The 18,442-nt window shown below is 64.1% G+C and carries 20 protein-coding genes; 17 read left to right on the forward strand and 3 right to left on the reverse strand.

The annotated features are described in order from the left end of the window. Positions 1-153 precede the first annotated feature (153 nt). From rpsF to LB533_RS10425, 13 genes are all read left to right on the forward strand, one after another. Complete coding sequence (gene rpsF, locus LB533_RS10365) at positions 154-648, forward strand: 30S ribosomal protein S6 (protein WP_140494463.1); 495 nt, start codon at positions 154-156, stop codon at positions 646-648. Further along, on the forward strand, positions 648-896 hold the full coding sequence (gene rpsR, locus LB533_RS10370; RefSeq protein WP_006203718.1) for a 30S ribosomal protein S18: 249 nt from the start codon (positions 648-650) through the stop codon (positions 894-896). The genes rpsF and rpsR overlap by 1 nt, the downstream gene beginning before the upstream one ends. Before the next feature lie 222 nt (positions 897-1,118). Next, positions 1,119-1,700, forward strand: a complete 582-nt coding sequence (rplI, locus tag LB533_RS10375) for a 50S ribosomal protein L9 (RefSeq protein WP_140637593.1) — start codon at positions 1,119-1,121, stop codon at positions 1,698-1,700. A gap of 217 nt (positions 1,701-1,917) precedes the next feature. Continuing rightward, positions 1,918-3,210: an SAM-dependent methyltransferase gene (locus tag LB533_RS10380; RefSeq protein ID WP_224677138.1), complete on the forward strand. Its 1,293-nt coding sequence runs from the start codon at positions 1,918-1,920 to the stop codon at positions 3,208-3,210. Positions 3,211-3,295: 85 nt separating this feature from the next. After that, positions 3,296-3,619: a YnfA family protein gene (locus LB533_RS10385; protein WP_140637590.1), complete on the forward strand. Its 324-nt coding sequence runs from the start codon at positions 3,296-3,298 to the stop codon at positions 3,617-3,619. 3 nt (positions 3,620-3,622) lie between these two features. Continuing rightward, positions 3,623-4,606 carry a small ribosomal subunit Rsm22 family protein gene (locus LB533_RS10390; protein ID WP_224677139.1) on the forward strand — a complete coding sequence of 328 codons (984 nt, stop codon included), beginning with the start codon at positions 3,623-3,625 and terminating at the stop codon, positions 4,604-4,606. Between the two features lie 213 nt (positions 4,607-4,819). After that, positions 4,820-6,310, forward strand: a complete 1,491-nt coding sequence (locus LB533_RS10395) for a replicative DNA helicase (RefSeq protein ID WP_140494474.1) — start codon at positions 4,820-4,822, stop codon at positions 6,308-6,310. Between the two features lie 84 nt (positions 6,311-6,394). After that, a complete protein-coding gene (gene radA, locus LB533_RS10400; RefSeq protein ID WP_140637587.1) occupies positions 6,395-7,798 on the forward strand; it encodes a DNA repair protein RadA in 1,404 nt (467 codons plus the stop codon). A gap of 43 nt (positions 7,799-7,841) precedes the next feature. Next, entirely contained in the window at positions 7,842-8,513 is a 672-nt protein-coding gene (locus LB533_RS10405) for a CvpA family protein (protein ID WP_140494478.1), read from the forward strand. Between the two features lie 121 nt (positions 8,514-8,634). Next, positions 8,635-10,104: an amidophosphoribosyltransferase gene (gene purF / locus LB533_RS10410; RefSeq protein ID WP_140637586.1), complete on the forward strand. Its 1,470-nt coding sequence runs from the start codon at positions 8,635-8,637 to the stop codon at positions 10,102-10,104. A 48-nt stretch (positions 10,105-10,152) separates the two neighbouring features. Further along, positions 10,153-10,908, forward strand: coding sequence for an SDR family NAD(P)-dependent oxidoreductase (locus tag LB533_RS10415; RefSeq protein WP_140637584.1), 756 nt, complete (start codon positions 10,153-10,155; stop codon positions 10,906-10,908). Between the two features lie 83 nt (positions 10,909-10,991). Further along, positions 10,992-11,627 (forward strand): hypothetical protein, encoded by a 636-nt coding sequence (locus LB533_RS10420; RefSeq protein ID WP_140637582.1) that lies wholly within the window; start codon positions 10,992-10,994, stop codon positions 11,625-11,627. 148 nt (positions 11,628-11,775) lie between these two features. Next, the gene (locus LB533_RS10425; protein WP_140494486.1) at positions 11,776-11,994 is read left to right on the forward strand and encodes a hypothetical protein; all 219 of its coding nucleotides are present in this window, start codon (positions 11,776-11,778) and stop codon (positions 11,992-11,994) included. A gap of 14 nt (positions 11,995-12,008) precedes the next feature. Here the strand turns inward: LB533_RS10425 and LB533_RS10430 are convergent, their stop codons facing one another. Continuing rightward, positions 12,009-12,515: an OsmC family protein gene (locus LB533_RS10430; protein WP_140637580.1), complete on the reverse strand. Its 507-nt coding sequence runs from the start codon at positions 12,513-12,515 to the stop codon at positions 12,009-12,011. 523 nt (positions 12,516-13,038) lie between these two features. Between LB533_RS10430 and LB533_RS10435 the strand changes: the two genes are divergently transcribed. Next, entirely contained in the window at positions 13,039-14,550 is a 1,512-nt protein-coding gene (locus LB533_RS10435; protein ID WP_140637579.1) for a S10 family peptidase, read from the forward strand. Between the two features lie 167 nt (positions 14,551-14,717). Here LB533_RS10435 and LB533_RS10440 read toward each other — a convergent pair whose 3' ends face one another. After that, complete coding sequence (locus LB533_RS10440) at positions 14,718-15,500, reverse strand: glutathione S-transferase family protein (RefSeq protein ID WP_224556826.1); 783 nt, start codon at positions 15,498-15,500, stop codon at positions 14,718-14,720. On the opposite strand from LB533_RS10440, the gene LB533_RS29985 reads away from it, so the two are divergent. After that, a complete protein-coding gene (locus LB533_RS29985) occupies positions 15,391-15,735 on the forward strand; it encodes a hypothetical protein (protein ID WP_224556830.1) in 345 nt (114 codons plus the stop codon). The genes LB533_RS10440 and LB533_RS29985 overlap by 110 nt on opposite strands. Here LB533_RS29985 and LB533_RS10450 read toward each other — a convergent pair. Next, on the reverse strand, positions 15,633-16,214 hold the full coding sequence (locus LB533_RS10450; protein WP_140637575.1) for a VOC family protein: 582 nt from the start codon (positions 16,212-16,214) through the stop codon (positions 15,633-15,635). The genes LB533_RS29985 and LB533_RS10450 overlap by 103 nt on opposite strands. Before the next feature lie 322 nt (positions 16,215-16,536). Here LB533_RS10450 and LB533_RS10455 point away from each other — a divergent pair, with 322 nt between their 5' ends. Both LB533_RS10455 and LB533_RS10460 read left to right on the forward strand, forming a co-directional pair. Further along, positions 16,537-17,424 (forward strand): DMT family transporter, encoded by an 888-nt coding sequence (locus LB533_RS10455; protein WP_140637573.1) that lies wholly within the window; start codon positions 16,537-16,539, stop codon positions 17,422-17,424. Between the two features lie 54 nt (positions 17,425-17,478). Beyond that, complete coding sequence (locus LB533_RS10460) at positions 17,479-18,381, forward strand: DMT family transporter (RefSeq protein ID WP_140549304.1); 903 nt, start codon at positions 17,479-17,481, stop codon at positions 18,379-18,381. The last annotated feature ends 61 nt before the right edge of the window (positions 18,382-18,442 follow it).

Consider the following 18,442-nt stretch of genomic DNA (forward strand, 5'->3'; position numbering starts at 1 on the left):
CGCGTGAAGCCAGAAGCGCTTCCGCCTCCCGTGTCTCCGCTCTCGACCGTCTCGTCATGCTCCTTTCTTCCCCGCTCCTGGCGGGTCAGAGAAGTTGCAGAGGCTTTTGCCGCCGGGAACCGGGAGAGAAACGAAGAAAGGCGAAAAGACATAATGGCTCTTTACGAACATGTGTTTCTTGCCCGGCAGGACCTCTCGCAGCAGCAGGTCGATGCGCTTGTCGAACAGTACAAGGGCGTCATCTCCGCCAATGGCGGGTCGGTCGGCCGGGTCGAGAACTGGGGACTGAAGTCCCTCACCTACCGGGTCAACAAGAACCGGAAGGCATACTACACGCTGATGGATCTTGACTGCCCGCCGGCAGCGCTCAACGAAATGGAGCGCCAGATGGGCCTGTCCGAGGACGTGCTGCGTTTCCTGACCATCAAGGTCGATGCGCATGAGGAAGGTCCCTCCGCCATGATGCAGAAGCGCGAAGAGCGCTCGGAACGCGGCGGCTTCGGCGACCGTGATCGCGGCGACCGTGGTCCGCGCTCGTTCGGCGACCGTGATCGCGGCGATCGTCCGCCACGCAGCTTCGGCGGCGACGCCGGTGGCGATCGTGGTCCGCGCCGTCCGCGCGAAGGCTTTGAAGGGGGTGCAGAATAATGGTCGACATTAACCAGATCCCGACCCGGCGCCCGTTCCATCGCCGCCGCAAGACCTGCCCGTTCTCGGGCGCCAACGCGCCCAAGATCGACTACAAGGACGTGCGCCTCCTGCAGCGCTACATTTCCGAGCGCGGCAAGATCGTGCCGTCGCGCATCACCGCCGTCAGCCAGAAGAAGCAGCGCGAACTCGCCAAGGCGATCAAGCGCGCCCGCTTCCTCGGCCTGCTGCCCTACGTGGTTCGCTAATCCTTGACGCGGGCGGCGCCCCCCCCCCCCCCCCCCCGCTTCTCTTCCACGGCGACGGGCGCCGCTGGATTGCGCATCAAATCCCGAGTTGAGGCCAAAAGCCTCTAACTGCCGCGACAGGCAGGACAGCGACACCGGCGGCAACGCCCTTTTGCTTCCTGACCTGTTCCAGAGAATTCGGTGCCGATCCCTCGATTGGTGCCCTAATGAAAGGAACAAACCATGGAAGTCATTCTTCTCGAACGCGTTTCCCGCCTCGGCCAAATGGGCGATACCGTCAAGGTCAAGGACGGCTTTGCCCGGAATTTCCTGTTGCCGCAGGGCAAGGCGCTGCGCGCCAACGAAGCCAACAAGAAGAAGTTCGAAGGCCAGCGCGCCCAGCTTGAAGCCCGCAACCTCGAGCGGAAGTCCGAAGCCTCGCAGGTCGCCGAACAGCTCGACGGCAAGAGCTTCATCGCCGTTCGCTCGGCCGGCGAGACCGGCCAGCTCTACGGCTCGGTGTCGACGCGCGACATCGCCGACCTGCTGACGGCCGAGGGCTTTTCGGTCAACCGCAACCAGATCCAGCTCAACCAGCCGATCAAGACCATCGGCGTGACCAATGTGGCGATTGCGCTGCATCCGGAAGTCGAGGTCACCATCACGCTCAACATCGCCCGCACGGCCGACGAAGCCGAGCGGCAGGCCAAGGGCGAGACGCTGACCACCGCCGAGGCCATCTATGGCGAGGACATCAACGACAATGCCCGGCCGGAGAACTTCTTCGACCCGAACGCCGAGTTCGAGGGCGAAGAGAATGCCTGATATCGGTGCGGCGCGCCTGCCGGCGCGCCGCATTCGGCTTCGGCCTCAATAGCTCCAATCAGACTGGCAGCTCCAGTCAGACTGGCAGCTCCAGTCAGACTGGACCAATGCCCGGGTTCACCACCTGGGCATTTTTGTGCCAAAAGGAACTTTTCGAAACCCTATATATTGATGCAGAGTAGGACAGCCTGTCTGACCGAGAGGGGACATTTGGGTCATGAATATTCTGTTGAAACGCGTTCTCGACCGCCTGGTGCGCACAGGCCATCTCAAGGTGACCGGCCCCAAGGGCACAACATTCGTGTTCGGTGACGGCAGCGGCGAGCCGGTGCACCTGCACATCAAGACCAGGCACGCCGAGCGCGCCGTCACCTTCGATCCGATGCTGGCCGTGCCGGAAGCCTACATGGATGGCGAACTCGACATCCTCGAGGGCGGCGTCCTTGGCCTGATGCGCATCGCTTTCCAGAACATGGGCAGCGGCGGCATCGACGCGACGTGGTCGAAAGCCATCGAAGGCCTGCGCCACGCTTTCCGCCGCCTGCAGCAGATCAACACCGCGTCGCGTTCGCGCCGCAACGTGCAGCGCCACTATGATCTGTCGGGCGAGCTTTACCGGCTCTTCCTCGATGAGGACATGCAGTATTCCTGCGCCTATTTCGAGCAGCCGGACATGACGCTGGACGAGGCGCAGGCAGCCAAGAAGCGCCACATCGCCGCCAAGCTCAGGCTGAAGGCCGGGCAGACGGTGCTCGACATCGGCTCCGGCTGGGGCGGGCTAGGCCTCTACCTCGCCAAGGCCTTCGACGTCGACGTACAGGGCGTGACACTGTCGACCGAGCAGCACGGCGTCGCCACCGACCGGGCGCATGCCCAGGGCCTGGAAAACCACGTCCATTTCGAGCTGAAGGATTACCGCGAGCTCAATGAACGCTTCGACCGCATCGTTTCCGTCGGCATGTTCGAACATGTCGGGGTCAACCACTACCGCACCTTCTTCGACAAGAGCGCGACGTTGCTGAAGCCCGACGGCGTCATGCTCCTGCACACGATCGGCCGCTCCGGCGTGCCGTGGGCGACCAGCGCCTTCATCCGCAAGTACATTTTCCCGGGCGGCTACATTCCCGCGCTTTCCGAAGTCATGCCGGCGATCGAGAAGTCAGGCCTCGTCGTCACGGACATCGAGATCCTGCGGCTCCATTATGCCGACACGTTGAAGCATTGGGGCCAGCGCTTCGCCGCCAACCGCGACAAGGCCAAGGCGATCTATGACGAGCGCTTCTGCCGCATGTGGGAATTCTATCTGGCAGCCTCGGAAGCCGCCTTCCGCTGGCAGGACCTGGTCATCTTCCAGATCCAGCTTGCCAAGAAGAACGACACGCTGCCGATGGCGCGCGACTATATGGTCAAATGTGAAAAGGCGCTCGAAATGCGCGACATGGGCCATCGCGAAGCGGCTCCGGTCGAAAAGCCCGCCAAGCCCGCCCGGCGCCGCAAGGTGGCGGAGTAGGAACAGACCGCTTTGCGGCATTGGCGCTTGCCATTCCCGGCTCCTGCCCTGAAAAAGGCCTCGTGATCGTCGCGGGGCCTTTTTCATGACCTATTTCCTCTATGCAGCCGCGGCGCTCGCCGAGATCGCCGGCTGTTTCTCGGTGTGGGCGTGGTGGCGGCTGGAGAAGTCGCCGCTGTGGCTGCTGCCAGGTTTCGTTTCGCTCGTTCTCTTCGCCTGGCTTCTGGCCCTTGTCGACACCAGCGCGGCCGGCCGCGCCTATGCCGCCTATGGCGGCATCTACATCGCGGCGTCGCTCGCCTGGCTTTGGCTGGTGGAAAGCGTGCGTCCCGACCGGTGGGACCTTGCGGGGGCGGCGCTCTGCATAGTGGGTGCCTCTGTCATCCTGCTCGCACCACGAGGAGCATGAGCCGTGGAACTGCCTGCCCCGCTTCGACAGGCCGTCGACCGTGCCCTCGAAAACGTGCCGCTGCCGGTGCTCAGGCAGGCGGCGAAAGCCCTGTCGGATCGCTATCGCGCCGAGTTGCGCGACGGTCGCCTGCATATGGCGCAGGATATGGCGGTCAAAGCCTATCTGGCGACGCGGCTGCCGGCGACCTATGCCGCCGTCCGCGCCAGCCTTGACGCGGTGAACGAAGCCCTGCCGGAATTCGCGCCGAAAACCCTGCTCGATGTCGGCGCAGGCCCGGGCACCGTACTTTGGGCCACGGCGGACCTGTGGCCCGGTCTCCAACAGGCGGTTTTGCTGGAAGCCAGTGCTGCGGTGCGCAAGGTCGGCGAGGCGCTTGCCGCCGACGCGATCGCTGCCCGGATCGCCTGGCAGGCCGGCGATGTGACCATCGACCTTGACGGTTTGCAGCCGGCGGATCTGGTCACCTGCGCCTATGTGCTGGACGAGATCGCACCGGCATCCCTGCCCAAAATGGTCGATCGGCTGTGGCAGCTCACGACAGACACGCTGCTGATCGTGGAGCCGGGCACGCCGGCGGGCTGGCAGCGTGTTCTCGCGGTTCGCCGGCAGCTGACGGAAGCGGGCGCGCATGTGCTGGCACCTTGCCCGCACGAAGACCCCTGCCCGCTCATCCCGCCCGACTGGTGCCACTTTTCGCGGCGCGTCGCCCGCTCGCGCCTGCACCGGCTGGCCAAGGACGCCGAAGTGCCATGGGAGGACGAGAAGTTCATCTATGTCGCGGCTTCGAGGCAGCCGGCGCCAGTCCGCGCGGCGCGGGTGATCGCGCCGCCGAAAACCGGCTCGGGCAAGGCCGCGCTCAAGCTTTGCCGGCCGGATGGCAGTGCCGGCGAGACGCTTTTCAGCAAGCGTGACGGTGAACTGTTCAAGGCGGCGCGGCGGTCGGACTGGGGCGATGTGCTCGATACAGCCCAGGGTTTCGGGTGACGACTGTTCTTGCTTTGTTCCAAACCGTCGCGTAGAATCAACACCTTGTCGAGTCAATCGGAATCAGGGCACGGGAATACTGTCCTGTGGACGGTTTTTTGTTTCTGTGAACAGTGGGCATCAAATCTGCTTGGGTGATAACTGTTGCAGATAAGTCAGCACTCAATTTTCCGATTCTGATATCGAGAGACCGGGATCGAAATCGGGGACATCATGGCAGAGGCAGCGCGGAAATTCGGCGTGGCGGAGCAACCGCTCTATCGCGAGGCGCCGAACAACATCGAGGCGGAACAGGCGCTGCTCGGCGCGATCCTGGTCAACAACGATGCCTTCTATCGCGTCTCCGACTTCCTGAAGGCCAGCCACTTCTACGAACCCCTGCATCGCAAGATCTTCGAGATCGCGGCCGAGCTCATTCGCATGGGCAAGGTGGCGACACCGATCACGCTGAAGACCTTCCTGCCGGCCGACGAGAAGGTCGGCGACATGACGGTGGCGCAATATGTCGTGCGCCTGGCGGTCGAAGCCGTCACGGTCGTCAACGCCGCAGATTACGGCCGCGCCATCTATGACCTTGCGACCCGCCGCGCCCTGATCACCGTCGGCGAGGACATGGTCAACATCGCCTATGACGCGCCGGTCGACATGTCGCCGTCCGAGCAGATCGAGGATGCCGAACGGCGCCTGTTCGAGCTGGCCGAAACCGGCCGCTATGACGGCGGTTTCGAGAGCTTCACCGATGCGGTCAAGACCGCGGTCGACATGGCCAACGCTGCCTATATGCGCGACGGCCACCTGTCGGGGCTGGCCACCGGCATGCGCGACCTCGACCGCCGCATGGGCGGCCTGCAATCGTCCGACCTGATCGTTCTTGCCGGCCGCCCGGGCATGGGCAAGACGTCGCTCGCCACCAACATCGCTTTCAACGTCGCCGAGGCCTATGTGCCGGCGCAGCAGGCCGACGGGTCGTTCAAGGCTGCGAATGGCGGTGTCGTCGGCTTCTTCTCGCTCGAAATGTCGTCGGAACAGCTCGCGACCCGTATCATCTCCGAACAGACGGAAATCTCCTCCTCGAAGATCCGCCGCGGCGAGATCACCGAAATGGACTTCGAAAAACTGGTCGCCTGTTCGCAGACCATGCAGAAGATCCCGCTGTTCATCGACCAGACCGGCGGCATCTCGATCGCCCAGCTCTCGGCCCGCGCCCGGCGCCTGAAGCGCCAGCGCGGCCTCGACCTCATCGTCATCGACTATATCCAGCTGATGCAGGGCTCCAGTGCCAGGGCCTCGCAGAACCGCGTGCAGGAAATCACCGAGATCACAACCGGCCTCAAGGCACTGGCCAAGGAGCTTGCGGTGCCGATCATCGCGCTGTCGCAGCTCTCGCGCCAGGTTGAAAGCCGCGACGACAAGCGCCCGCAGCTCTCGGACTTGCGCGAATCCGGCTCGATCGAGCAGGACGCCGACGTCGTGATCTTCGTCTACCGCGAGGAATACTACCTCAAGAACCGCGAGCCGAAGCTCGGCACCGACGAATACATCAAGTGGGAAAACGAGATGAACGAGATGCGCGGCAAGGCCGAGGTGATCGTGGCCAAGCAGCGTCACGGACCGACGGGCACGGTCACGCTCGCGTTCCACGGCGAATTCACCCGCTTCTCGGATCTGGCGGAGGAACATCATATCGCGGAAAGATTTGAGTAGCTTTTTGACTCACCGTCGCGCTCCGTCACACCCCCCTGGCCTGCCCACCTATCCAGCATCGGCGATCCCGAAGAGGCCTCGCTAATGGCTAAATCCCGCGTCCAGTTCATCTGCCAGAACTGCGGATCGGTGCATCAGCGCTGGGCCGGCAAATGCGATGCCTGCGGCGAATGGAACACGCTGGTCGAGGAAGGCACGTCCGGCGGCATCGGTTCCGGGCCGGCCAATACGCGCAACGCCCGCAAGGGCCGCGCGGTGGTATTGACCACGCTTTCCGGCGATATCGAGGACGCGCCGCGCATCGTGTCGGGCATCGGCGAGCTCGACCGGGCCACCGGCGGCGGCTTCGTGCGCGGCTCGGCGCTGCTGGTCGGCGGGGATCCCGGTATCGGCAAGTCGACACTGCTCACCCAGGCAGCCGCGGCCCTGGCCTCAAGGGGCCACCGCATCGTCTATGTCTCGGGCGAAGAGGCGGTCGCCCAGATCAGGCTGCGTGCGCAGCGCCTCGGCGTCGCCTCGACGCCCGTGGAACTGGCAGCCGAGACCAATGTCGAGGATATCCTTGCCACGATCGCCGACGGCAAGCGGCCGGACCTGGTGATCCTCGATTCGATCCAGACGCTGTGGACCGACCTCGCCGATTCGGCGCCCGGCACCGTCACCCAGGTGCGTGCCGCCGCCCAGGCGATGATCCGCTACGCGAAATCCACGGGTGCTGCGATCGTGCTCGTCGGCCATGTCACCAAGGAAGGGCAGATCGCCGGCCCGCGCGTCGTCGAGCACATGGTCGACGCCGTGCTCTATTTCGAGGGCGAAGGCGGCCATCACTACCGTATCCTGCGCACGGTCAAGAACCGTTTCGGGCCGACCGACGAGATCGGCGTCTTCGAGATGTCGGACAAGGGGCTGCGCGAAGTTGCCAATCCGTCCGAGCTGTTCCTCGGCGAGCGCCACGCGAAATCGCCGGGAGCGGCGGTTTTCGCCGGCATGGAAGGTACAAGGCCGGTGCTGGTCGAAATCCAGGCGCTGGTCGCGCCCTCCTCGCTCGGCACGCCGCGCCGCGCCGTCGTTGGCTGGGACGGCGCCCGGCTGTCGATGATCCTGGCGGTGCTCGAGGCGCATTGCGGCGTGCGCTTCGGCCAACACGACGTCTATCTGAATGTCGCCGGCGGCTACCGCATTTCCGAGCCCGCGGCCGATGTGGCGGTGGCGGCCGCACTGGTTTCCTCGCTCACCGGTCTTGCCCTTCCCGCCGATTGCGTCTATTTCGGCGAAATCAGCCTTTCTGGCGCCGTGAGGCCGGTTGCACATGCGCAGCAGCGTCTCAAGGAGGCCGAAAAGCTGGGTTTCGGAAGCGCGGTTCTGCCCTTGGGCAGCGAGGAACTTGCCGGAGGAATCGGGGCCGGCGCTTTCCAGCCCACCGAGCTCGCCGACCTCGTGGCGCGCATAGCCGGCTCACGGCGCAGCCGCGCCAACGACGAAGAATGACGGGCTCACCTAGTGGTGAGCGACAGGGAGTGGGGCGACAAAGATGCCGATAACGCTGCTTGACGGAATTCTCGTCGGCTTCACCCTGGTCTCGGCGATGCTCGCCATGGTTCGCGGCTTTTCACGCGAGGTCCTGTCCATCGTGTCCTGGGCGGCGGCAGCCGCGGCGGCATTCTTTTTCTACAAGCCCGTCCTGCCCTACCTGAAGCCCTATATCGACAATGAAAAGATCGCCATGGCGGCCTCCGCCGGCGTCGTCTTCATCATCGCTTTGATCGTCGTCAGCGTCATCACCATGAAACTCGCCGACTGGATCATCGATTCCCGCATCGGCGCGCTCGACCGCACGCTCGGCTTCCTCTATGGCGCGGCCCGCGGCATTCTGGTGGTCGCCGTGGCCTTGCTGTTCTTCAATTGGCTGGCCGGCGCCAAGGCACCGGCCTGGGTCACGGAGGCCAAGTCGCGGCCGCTGCTGGAACAGATCGGCGCCAAGCTCGAAAGCCTGCTGCCCGAGGATCCGGAAAACGCCATCCTCAAGAAGCTCAATCCGAATCAGCCGGCCGCCGAAACGCCCGCCGCACCGGATGCACCGGCCACGGATGCTCCGGCGGGAGGGGACGATGCCAATGCGCCGGCCCCCGACGACAGCGATGCCGGAACGCCTCCCGCGGACAACGCACCGGCCAATCCGGCCCCGGCTGCGCCGGCGAATTGATGAGTGATCGGGCGCCGCGGAACAGGCGCCCAAGACTGACGATGATCGTGAACCATCGCCGGACGCGTTGCTTTCACGACGCTATCGCCTTATATGGCGATTTTAGCGGAGCTTGAGCCCCATGGCAGATGCAAACGACGTGCTTTCCGCGGAAGCTGACGATCACTTCCACGACGAATGCGGCGTGTTCGGCATTTTCGGCCGACAGGACGCGGCGGCCATCGTCACGCTCGGTCTGCACGCGCTGCAGCATCGCGGCCAGGAAGCGGCCGGCATCGTCTCCTACGACGGCACCCAGTTCCATGTCGAACGCCATGTTGGCCTGATCGGCGACACCTTCACCAAGCAACGCGTCATCGACAGCCTGCAAGGCAATCGCGCCATCGGCCATACGCGCTATGCCACGACCGGCGGCGCCGGCATGCGCAACATCCAGCCTTTCTTCGCCGAACTGGCCGATGGCGGCTTCGCCGTGGCCCATAACGGCAATCTGACCAACGCCATGACCGTGCAGCGCGCGCTGCAGAAGCAGGGCGCGATCTTCTCCTCGACCTCCGACACCGAGACGCTTCTGCACCTCGTCGCCACCAGCAAGGAGCGCGATCTGAACTCGCGCTTCATCGATGCGGTGCGCCAGGTCGAGGGCGCCTTCTCGCTGGTGGCGATGACGGCCAAGAAGATGATCGGCTGCCGTGACCCGCTCGGCATCCGTCCGCTGGTGCTGGGCGACCTCGACGGTGCCTGGATCCTGGCCTCCGAAACCTGCGCCCTCGACATCATCGGCGCGCGTTTCGTGCGCGACTTGAAGCCCGGCGAGATGGTCGTCGTTACCTCCAAGGGCATCGAAAGCCTGTTCCCGTTCGAGCCGCAGAAGACCCGCTTCTGCATCTTCGAATATGTCTATTTCGCACGCCCGGATTCTTCGGTCGAAGGCCGCAACGTCTACGAGGTGCGCAAGCGCATCGGCGCGGAACTCGCGCAGGAAAATCCGGTCGAGGCCGACATCGTCGTGCCGGTGCCGGATTCCGGCACGCCGGCGGCTATCGGCTTTTCGCAAGCCGCGGGCATTCCCTTCGAGCTCGGCATCATCCGCAACCACTATGTCGGCCGCACCTTCATCCAGCCTGGCGATTCCATCCGCCATATGGGCGTCAAGCTGAAGCACAACGCCAACCGCCGCATGATCGAGGGCAAGCGCGTCGTGCTGGTCGACGATTCCATCGTGCGCGGCACGACCAGTCAGAAGATCGTGCAGATGGTGCGCGACGCCGGCGCCAAGGAAGTGCACATGCGCATCGCCTCGCCGCCGACCAGCGCCTCCTGCTTCTACGGCGTCGATACGCCGGAAAAATCGAAGCTTTTGGCATCACGCATGTCGATCGAGGAGATGGCCGAATTCATCCGCGTCGATTCGCTCGGCTTTCTGTCGATCGACGGACTCTATCGCGCCGTCGGCGAAGCCAGCCGCGACAACGAGCAGCCGCAATTCTGCGACGCCTGCTTCACCGGCCAGTATCCCACCCGCCTGCTCGATTTCGAAGGCCACGACAATGTACGCACGCTGTCGCTGCTGGCGACGAGCGGCGCGTAGGATCGCCGCACCGCCAGTTGCCATAGCCATATTTCCGGAATCTGTCGCATGACCCTCGACCTCTCCGGCCGCGTTGCGGTCGTTACCGGCGCCTCGCGGGGCATCGGCTACTTCATCGCCAGGGAACTGGCTGCCGCCGGCGCCCACGTCATTGCCGTGGCGCGCACCGTGGGCGGGCTGGAAGAACTCGACGACCAGATCAAGGCGGAGCGCGCCAAAACCGGCAAAGGCGAAGCGACGCTGGTGCCGCTCGACCTTGCCGACATGGCCGGCATCGACCGCCTGGGCGGCGCCATCCACGAGCGCTGGGGCAAGCTCGACATTCTCGTCGCCAATGCGGGCGTGCTCGGCGTGATCTCGCCGATCGGCCATGTCGAGGCCAAAACCTTCGAGAAGGTGATGACCATCAACGTCACCTCGACCTGGCGGCTGATCCGCTCGGTCGACCCGCTGCTGCGGCTCTCCGACGCCGGCCGGGCCATCATTCTTTCGTCCAATGCCGCTCACTCGGCGCGCGCCTTCTGGGCGCCCTACGCGGCTTCCAAGGCGGCGGTCGAGACGATGATGCGCTCCTGGGCGCATGAGACGCAGAGCCTGCCGCTCAGAGTCAACGCGGCCGACCCCGGCGCCACCCGCACCGCGATGCGCGCGCAAGCCGTGCCCGGCGAGGACCCGGAAACGCTGCCGCATCCCTCCGAAATCGCCAAACGCATCGTGCCGCTGGCAAGCCCCGACCTGAAAGAGACGGGACTGATCTTCCAGGCCAAGCACAACCGTTTCGTCGCCTACCGGCAGCCGGAATAGCCGCATCCTTTTTATCGGAAGAATTCGGCTCCGGGCGGCGTTCCTCGAATGTACTTTCGAAGCTCAAACCCCGGAGGATCGACATGCGCAGACTTATTCTCATCGCCGCCACCGCCACTATCTCCGCCTTGGCCGCCGGCACAGCTTTGTCACAAGATGCCAGAATGAGTTTCTTCGTCACCAGCGTCGGCTCGGGCAAAGGGGCAGACCTCGGCGGCCTGAAGGGCGCGGACGCGCATTGCGCCTCGCTGGCGGAAGCAGCCGGCGTCACCGGCAAGACCTGGGCCGCATACCTGTCGACCAGCACCGAGGATGCGCGCGACCGCATCGGCAAGGGACCATGGGTGAATGCCAAGGGCGTCAAGATAGCCGACGACGTCGCCTCGCTGCACGGCGATGCCAACGGCATCACCAAGCAGACGGCGCTCAACGAAAAAGGCGAGATGGTCAACGGCCGCGGCGACACGCCCAACCGCCACGACATGCTGACCGGCTCGAAGCCCGACGGCACCAGGATCGCCGACCAGACCTGCGGGGACTGGACCATGAGCGGCACGGAAGGCGCTGCCATGATGGGTCACCACGACCGCGCCGGGCTCGATGATTCGGCTGCCGCCAAATCCTGGAACTCTTCGCATGCTTCGCGCGGCGGCTGCGGCCAGGAGGCGCTGAAAGGCACCGGCGGCGACGGCCTGTTCTATTGTTTCGCAACGAATTGACCAGGCCCCGCCCGCCCCGCCACATCACGCGGCCGTGATGTGGCGGCGGAAAGCTGCGTCGCGGTCATGCTTTCGTCATTTCCGCAGAGTTGATAGGATCACATAGATTCCCACAACAAGCCCGGCTGGGCAGAGCAAGGAAATTCCCATGGCTTCGAGCGTAGCGTTGGTCTGGTACCTAGTAATTGCCGGTCCGCAAGGCGGCATGGTCGTGTTGCCCAGCACGTTCGACAAGCGCGAACAATGCACCGCCGCCATCACCGAATACCAGAAGCAGCCGGCCCCGACCGGCTGGTCGCTGCAATGCGTGCCGAGCGCATCACCCTTCACCGACGAGGGCGACGCGGAGGAACCGGCAGCGCAGTAAGGCGTGATGCGGCGTCAGCGCCGTGCGCTGACCGTCAGTTCCGGCTTCTGATTGATGGTCTGGAACACCACGCAGTAGCGTTCGGTCAGCCTCAGCAAGGAATCGATGCGCTCCTGCGGCTCATCGGTGTCGAGACTGAAATTCAGCCTGATGGCGCGAAAACCGACCGGCGCATCCTTGGCAACGCCGAGCGTGCCGCGAAAATCAAGGTCGCCTTCGGCCTCGACCGTGGCGGCGCCGAGCTTGAATTCGAGCGCCGTCGCCACCGCCTTGAGCGTTACGCCGGCGCAGGCCACAAGTGCCTCCAGCAGCATGTCGCCCGAGCAAAGCTCGAGCCCCGAGCCGCCGGTTGCCGGATGCAAGCCGGCAATCGCGAGAGCCCTGCCCGTCTCGACCTTGCAGGCGATCGACTGGTCATCGAGACTGCCTCTGGCCCTGAGCGTGATGAGCGCGCGCGAAGCATCATCGCGATAGGTCTCTTTCAGCGGCGCCTGCATGGCCTTCAGTGCGGTGGCGTCCATTTCGCTGCCCCTTTCCGACGATTGTTTCTGGCGCTGGCATGCGCCAACCGACCGAGATTTGACCCGATCACACCGGAAAGCAAACATAATCATCGCGTTGGAACACAGGCGCGCGCAACCACTATCCCAAATGGGACATTGACGGACGAGGGCTCAAAAACTGTCTGATCCATGGGGAGTGCCGTCGTTCCATTTTCCGGTGACCGACTCGGGTCAACGAAGGCTGGCGATGGGCAGTCGAGTGTGCGGGCGGTCTCTCGTGATAGGAATTTTTTCTTGACAGGGTGAAGGCAGCTATGGTACATATCTGGTTATGGTGCTGAGTTGCGCCAGGGACCCGCCGCACAGGCGGGTTTTTTCATTCAATGCTCTCTCAATAGTGCGCCGAGAAGGCTTGCACGGAACCCGCTGACCCGGATTCGTTGCCCTGATGGCAGGCGATCGTCTTCAGCCGGACAGGCCTTTCCTTTGACTTCGATCGCATCGGCTATAGCTATGCGACAAGCGTTCTCGCGGAGGCTTCATGCCGTTCAAGTTGAAACTGATCTCTCTCATCCTACTGATGCTTGCTGCCTTCGCACAGCCTGTGCTGGCTGAAACGCCGGAGAGGCCGGCGCCGACCGGCGGTGTGCTGTCGCTGCTGCCGCAGCCGCAGGTCACCAGCCATTCGATCACGGTTGCCGGACGCAAGCTGGACTATCAGGCCAAGGCCGGCACGCTGTCGCTGCTTTCAGGCAAGGCCGACGTCACGGCGGAGATCTTTTATGTCGCCTACACGCTGCGGCCACCGGCCGATGCGACAAAAACGGCACCACGCCCCATTACCTTCGTCTTCAATGGCGGCCCCGGGGCGGCCTCCGCCTATCTGCATCTCGGTGCGCTCGGTCCGCGCATCATCACGACCGGAGCCGACGGCGAATTCCTGCCGCCGCCGCAAAAGCTCATCGACAATCCGGACAGCTGGCTCGACATGACCGACCTCGTCTTTGTCGATCCGATCGGCACCGGCTACAGCCGCGAGGCTCCCGGGCAGAACACCCACGATTTTTGGGGCGTCAACCAGGATGCCAGCTCGATCGGCGCCTTCATCCGGCTCTATCTTGCGCAGAACGGCCGCAGCGGCTCGCCGCTTTTCCTTGCCGGGGAAAGCTATGGCGGGTTTCGCGCGGCACTGCTGGCCAGAATGCTGCAGGAGGATGTCGGCCTTAGCCCGAGCGGCATCGTGCTGATCTCGCCGGCGCTGGAATTCATGCTGGTGCAACCTGACGAATTCGAGCCGCTGCACTGGGCCCTCGAACTCCCCTCGCTGGCATCGGTGCGGCTCAGTGCCGACGGCGTTACGGGCGAGGCGCTGCGGGCGCAGTTGGCCGCGGTCGAGCGCTATGCGCTTGGCGAATACCTCACGGCGCTGGCCAGCGGGCTGGAGCAAGGCGGGGGGCTCGCGAGCCAGCGGGTGGCCGAGATCACCGGCCTGCCGCTCGATCTCGTGCAGCGGAACTTCGCGCGTATACCGACCAGCCTTTTCGCGAGGGAGTTCGCCCGCTCGAAGAGCAAGGTGCTCAGCCCCTATGACGCCATGATCGGCACGGCCGACATCGCTCCTGAAAGCGCTCGCAACGCCGGACCCGATCCGGTGCTCGACCGCAGCGTTCCAGCATTGACCTCGGCTTTTGTCGGCTATGCCCGCGACGAATTGAACTACCACACCGATGTCAGCTATCGGCTGCTCAATGGCGAGATCAGCCGCAATTGGGACTACGGCACATCGCGGCAGGGCTATGCCGGCGTGATGAACGATCTGCAGCGGGCGCGCTCGCTCAATCCCGCGCTCGGCGTCGTCATCGTCAACGGCTACACCGATCTCGTCACGCCCTATCTGGCGTCTCGCTATCTGGTGAACCAGATACCGACGCTCGCCGGTGCAAAGCCCATCCGCGTCGATGTGCTGGACGGAGGACACATGATGTATTTCAGGCCGGACGGAAGGCGGGCGCTCAAAGCAGCGGCGGCGGAGCTTTACCAAGCGACGCAGTAAGCGCCACGGGATACGCCGGAAGCGCGGTGTGACGAGCATCCGCGATACGCTGGCGGACAGTGCCCCCCACTGTCCTGCCAGACAAAGGAGGCGTGAAGGAACCCGACGGATCGCAGTTCATCTTGGCCGCCGGCTGGCTTCAACCGGCCTGCGACGCCGAAGCGATCTCACACCCGTGGCTGTGACTTCACATGGGCAATGTAGCCGCGCACGTCGCTGGCCGGGTCTGCATAGGCCTTGCCGAGCTTCTTCTCCATCGCGGCCATGTAGTCGCTGGCCCATTCGGGCAGGGCATAGTCGATGACGACGAGAAATTCGAGTGTCGCCGCCAGGCGGATGTCGGCGATAGACGGGTTCTTGCCTCCAATGAAGGGCTTGCCGTCCCTGAAGAAAGAGTGGAACACCTCCAGCGGTTCGGAGATGGCGGCGATCGCCGCCTTCTGCGCCTCGGCCTTCCTGTCGGGATGAGCGTCGCTGTGGCCGACCTCTCCGGCATATTGCGGGAAACCGAGCGCCGGATAGGTGGCGCGCGCCACATAGGGATAGAGCGTGCCGATCAGGTAGAACATGGCGCTGTCGATCATCGCCCGCTTGGCAGGCGCCTTGGGGTAGAATTTCTCCAGCCCGTGCTTGTTGGCGAGATACTGCATGATGGCGCAGCTTTCCCAAAGCACCCCTCGCGGCAGGCCCTTGTCCTCGATCATCGGAGTCAGATGGGCCGGGTTGCGCGCCATGAATTCGGGCGAACGCGTGCTGCCCCAGGCGTCGGCCTCGACATGGTCCAGCCCGGCGGCGCGGGCAAACACCCGAACCGTCATGTTGTTGACGCTGGGCTTCAGCATGCTGATCATCAGGGCGGGGTTCTTCGCCGATTTCCCCTTGGTCCTGGACGCGGTTTTGCCGGCGGTTGCTGCTTTTGACGCCGCCTTGGCCGAAGGCTTTGCCGATATTCTTGGCGCCGGCTTGGTTGAAGCTTTTGCTGCTGGTTTTGCCATAACCTTTGGTGTCGCCTTGGCTGCCGGCTTCCTCGCACCCTTCGTCGCTGTCTTTGCCATGTGTTCCTCCCTTTGCTTATTCAAAAATCAATATGGATTGCGCGGCGTCCTGTCGGCCGACAATGTCGCGCGCGAGCGCTCGACCAGTGCCTGGATGGCGTCGGCCAGATGCGCCTCGGCGATGTTGTAGTCGCCCCGCGCGACGCGGAGCTTGTGCGCTTCCATCAGCACGTCGGCATGGCCAAAGCCGGCCGGCGGCTCGAAACGGTAGGAAGCAAGTTCGATCAGCAAGCCGAGCGGATCCTCGAAATAGATCGAATCCATGAAACCGCGGTCCTTGACGCCACTGTGCTTGATGGCGCGCGCATCAAGCCGGGCGACCGCCTGCAGGAAGGTGACGCGCGACACGGCAAAGGCGATGTGGTGGACGCAGCCGGTGTCGGTCGGGGTGCGTCGCTTTACCGGCGTGCGGGTCTCGTCGGTAAAGATGGTGATCAGCCGCCCGTCGCCCGGATCGAAATAGAGATGGCTTTCGGCCGCCTTGTCGAGGTTGGGCTGCTCGAAAATGAAAGGCATGCCCAGCACGCCTTCCCAGAAATCGATCGAGGTCTGGCGACCGGCGCCGACCAGCGTGATGTGATGTACGCCTTGCGATTGCAGTTTCTGCATTGCGTTCTCCCCCCGATCTCGGCGTCTCGATGTCCGTACTGCCGGCTGTCAGGGCCCGCTGCCATGATGCGAATGGCGTCTCTTATGCGAGCGCCGGCTTCTTGATCCGCACCGTTTCCCTGGCCCGCCGAGCCTATGCGCCGGCTTTGTGAGACAATGCTAAACCAATCAGTCGCGCCGCGCCAGAAGCCGCATCCGGGATCGGACCTGCCCCAACGCAAGCATGGCGCTGGAGCAGCGCCTTGCAAGGTTTCGCCCCTATAGCTGGCGGGAGCGGAGCCGACAGGGGCCGGAGCCGTTTTCACACAAGGCCGCTTGCCGCATGGCCGACGTCGCCATTCTCGAAACACGCGAAAGGGTTCTCGCCGGCATCCTCCTGACCGGCGTCGCCTATTTGCTTTTTTCCACGCAGGACGCGTCGATCAAGCTGCTGGTCGCCAGCATGAGCGTCTGGCAGATCATGTTCTTCCGGAGCATCACCATACTGACCGCCTGCGCGGCGATCGGCGGACGGCATCTCTATACCGAGACAGCGCGGTCGCCGATCGTGTGGCCGATGCTGTTGCGCAGCGTCTTCACCCTGGCGGCCTGGCTCTGCTACTACAATGCCGCGCGCAGCCTGCAGCTCGCCGAACTGACCACCGTCTACTACGCGGCCCCGATCATCGTCACCGTGCTTTCCGTGGTGATGCTTGGCGAAAAGGTGCCCATGCTGCGCTGGCTGGCGGTGGCAATCGGCTTCGCCGGCGTCTTCGTCGCCTGCGACCCTGCCCATCTCGGCCTGTCCGTGCCGGTGCTGCTGGTGCTGGCCGCCGCTTTCCTGTGGGGCATCGCCATCGTGCTGTTGCGCAAGACAGCCCTTGCCGAGCGCTCGATGGTCCAGCTCCTGCTCAACAATTTCTATTTCCTGATATTCTCGGCGGTGCCGGCGCTGCTCTGGTGGCAGACGCCCGGCTGGAGCGAACTGCTTCTGCTTGCCAGCGTCGGCGCGCTCGGCGGGTTGGCGCAGTATCTTCTCTTCGAAGGCATGAAACGGACGCCGGCCTCGATCATCGCGCCGCTGGAATACACCTCGCTGTTGTGGGCCTTCGCGCTCGGCTTCGCCATCTGGGGCGACGTGCCGCGCCGCGAAGTGTTCTTCGGCGCTGCTCTCATCATTGCCGCAGGGCTGCTGATCGTGGGCGGCGAGCATTTCCGCAAACGGCTGTGATGGCCAGACTGCTGACACTACGATGTCAGGACAGAACCACGTAGATTGGCTTTCATGACCGACGTAGCAGCCGCCACCGACACCGCAGAACGGACACTTGGCATCATTCTGGTGTCGTCGTCGGCGGCGGTGTTCGGGCTGACCGGTGTGCTGACCAAATCGATCCATGCCGATCCGCTGACCATCACCTGCTGGCGCGGCTTCGTCGGCTTCATCCTGATCAGCCTCTATGTGCTGTGGCGCCGCCACCGCTCCGGCAACCGCGAAACGCTGCGGCTCGGCTGGCGCGGCTGGCTGCTGGCGGTGGAAGGCGCGCTGGCCAGCATCGCCTTCATCTCCGCCTTCAAATTCACCTTCGTCGCCAATGTCACGGTCATCTACGCGACGTCGCCTTTCATTGCCGCGCTGCTCGCCTTCCTGCTGGTTCGCGAGCCCTTCCGCCTGCAGACGATGTTAGCCGCAGCGGTCTCGCTTGGCGGCGTCGCGGTCATGGTCTGGTCGAGCTTCGGCACCGGCAATCTGTTCGGAGACGGGCTGGCGCTGCTGATGACGATCGGCAGCGCGCTCTACATGATCATGGTGCGCGCCTTCCGCGACACGCCGGCGGTCTGGGCAGGCGCGGTCTCGGCCCTGCTGTTGTTCATACTCGGCTGGTTCGTCACCGACCCGCTTGCCGTCTCGGCAAGAGACGCCGTGCTGCTGGTCGCCTTCGGCTCGAGCTTCGCACTCTCCTCCATCCTGTGGACGGAAGGAGCGCGGCTCATCCCTGCGGCTGAATCCGGCCTGCTCGGCTCTGCCGAAGTGCCGTTCGCGATCCTGTTTGCCTTCCTTTTCCTGGCCGAGATACCGCCCGTGGCCAGCATGATCGGCGGCGCGATCGTGCTTTGTGCGGTGTTTGCCCATGCCGGCCGCGACTGGCTGTCGGCAAAGCAGCAACAAGCGCCAGGTCCGTTGTGAAAGCCGAGCCCAAAAAAATTTGCGCAGTCACGGAACCATCATCCGGTTCAGGCATTGTTGA

The sequence above is a fragment of the Mesorhizobium sp. BR1-1-13 genome, from assembly GCF_020165515.1.
In the GTDB taxonomy this organism is placed as follows: Bacteria; Pseudomonadota; Alphaproteobacteria; order Rhizobiales; family Rhizobiaceae; genus Mesorhizobium.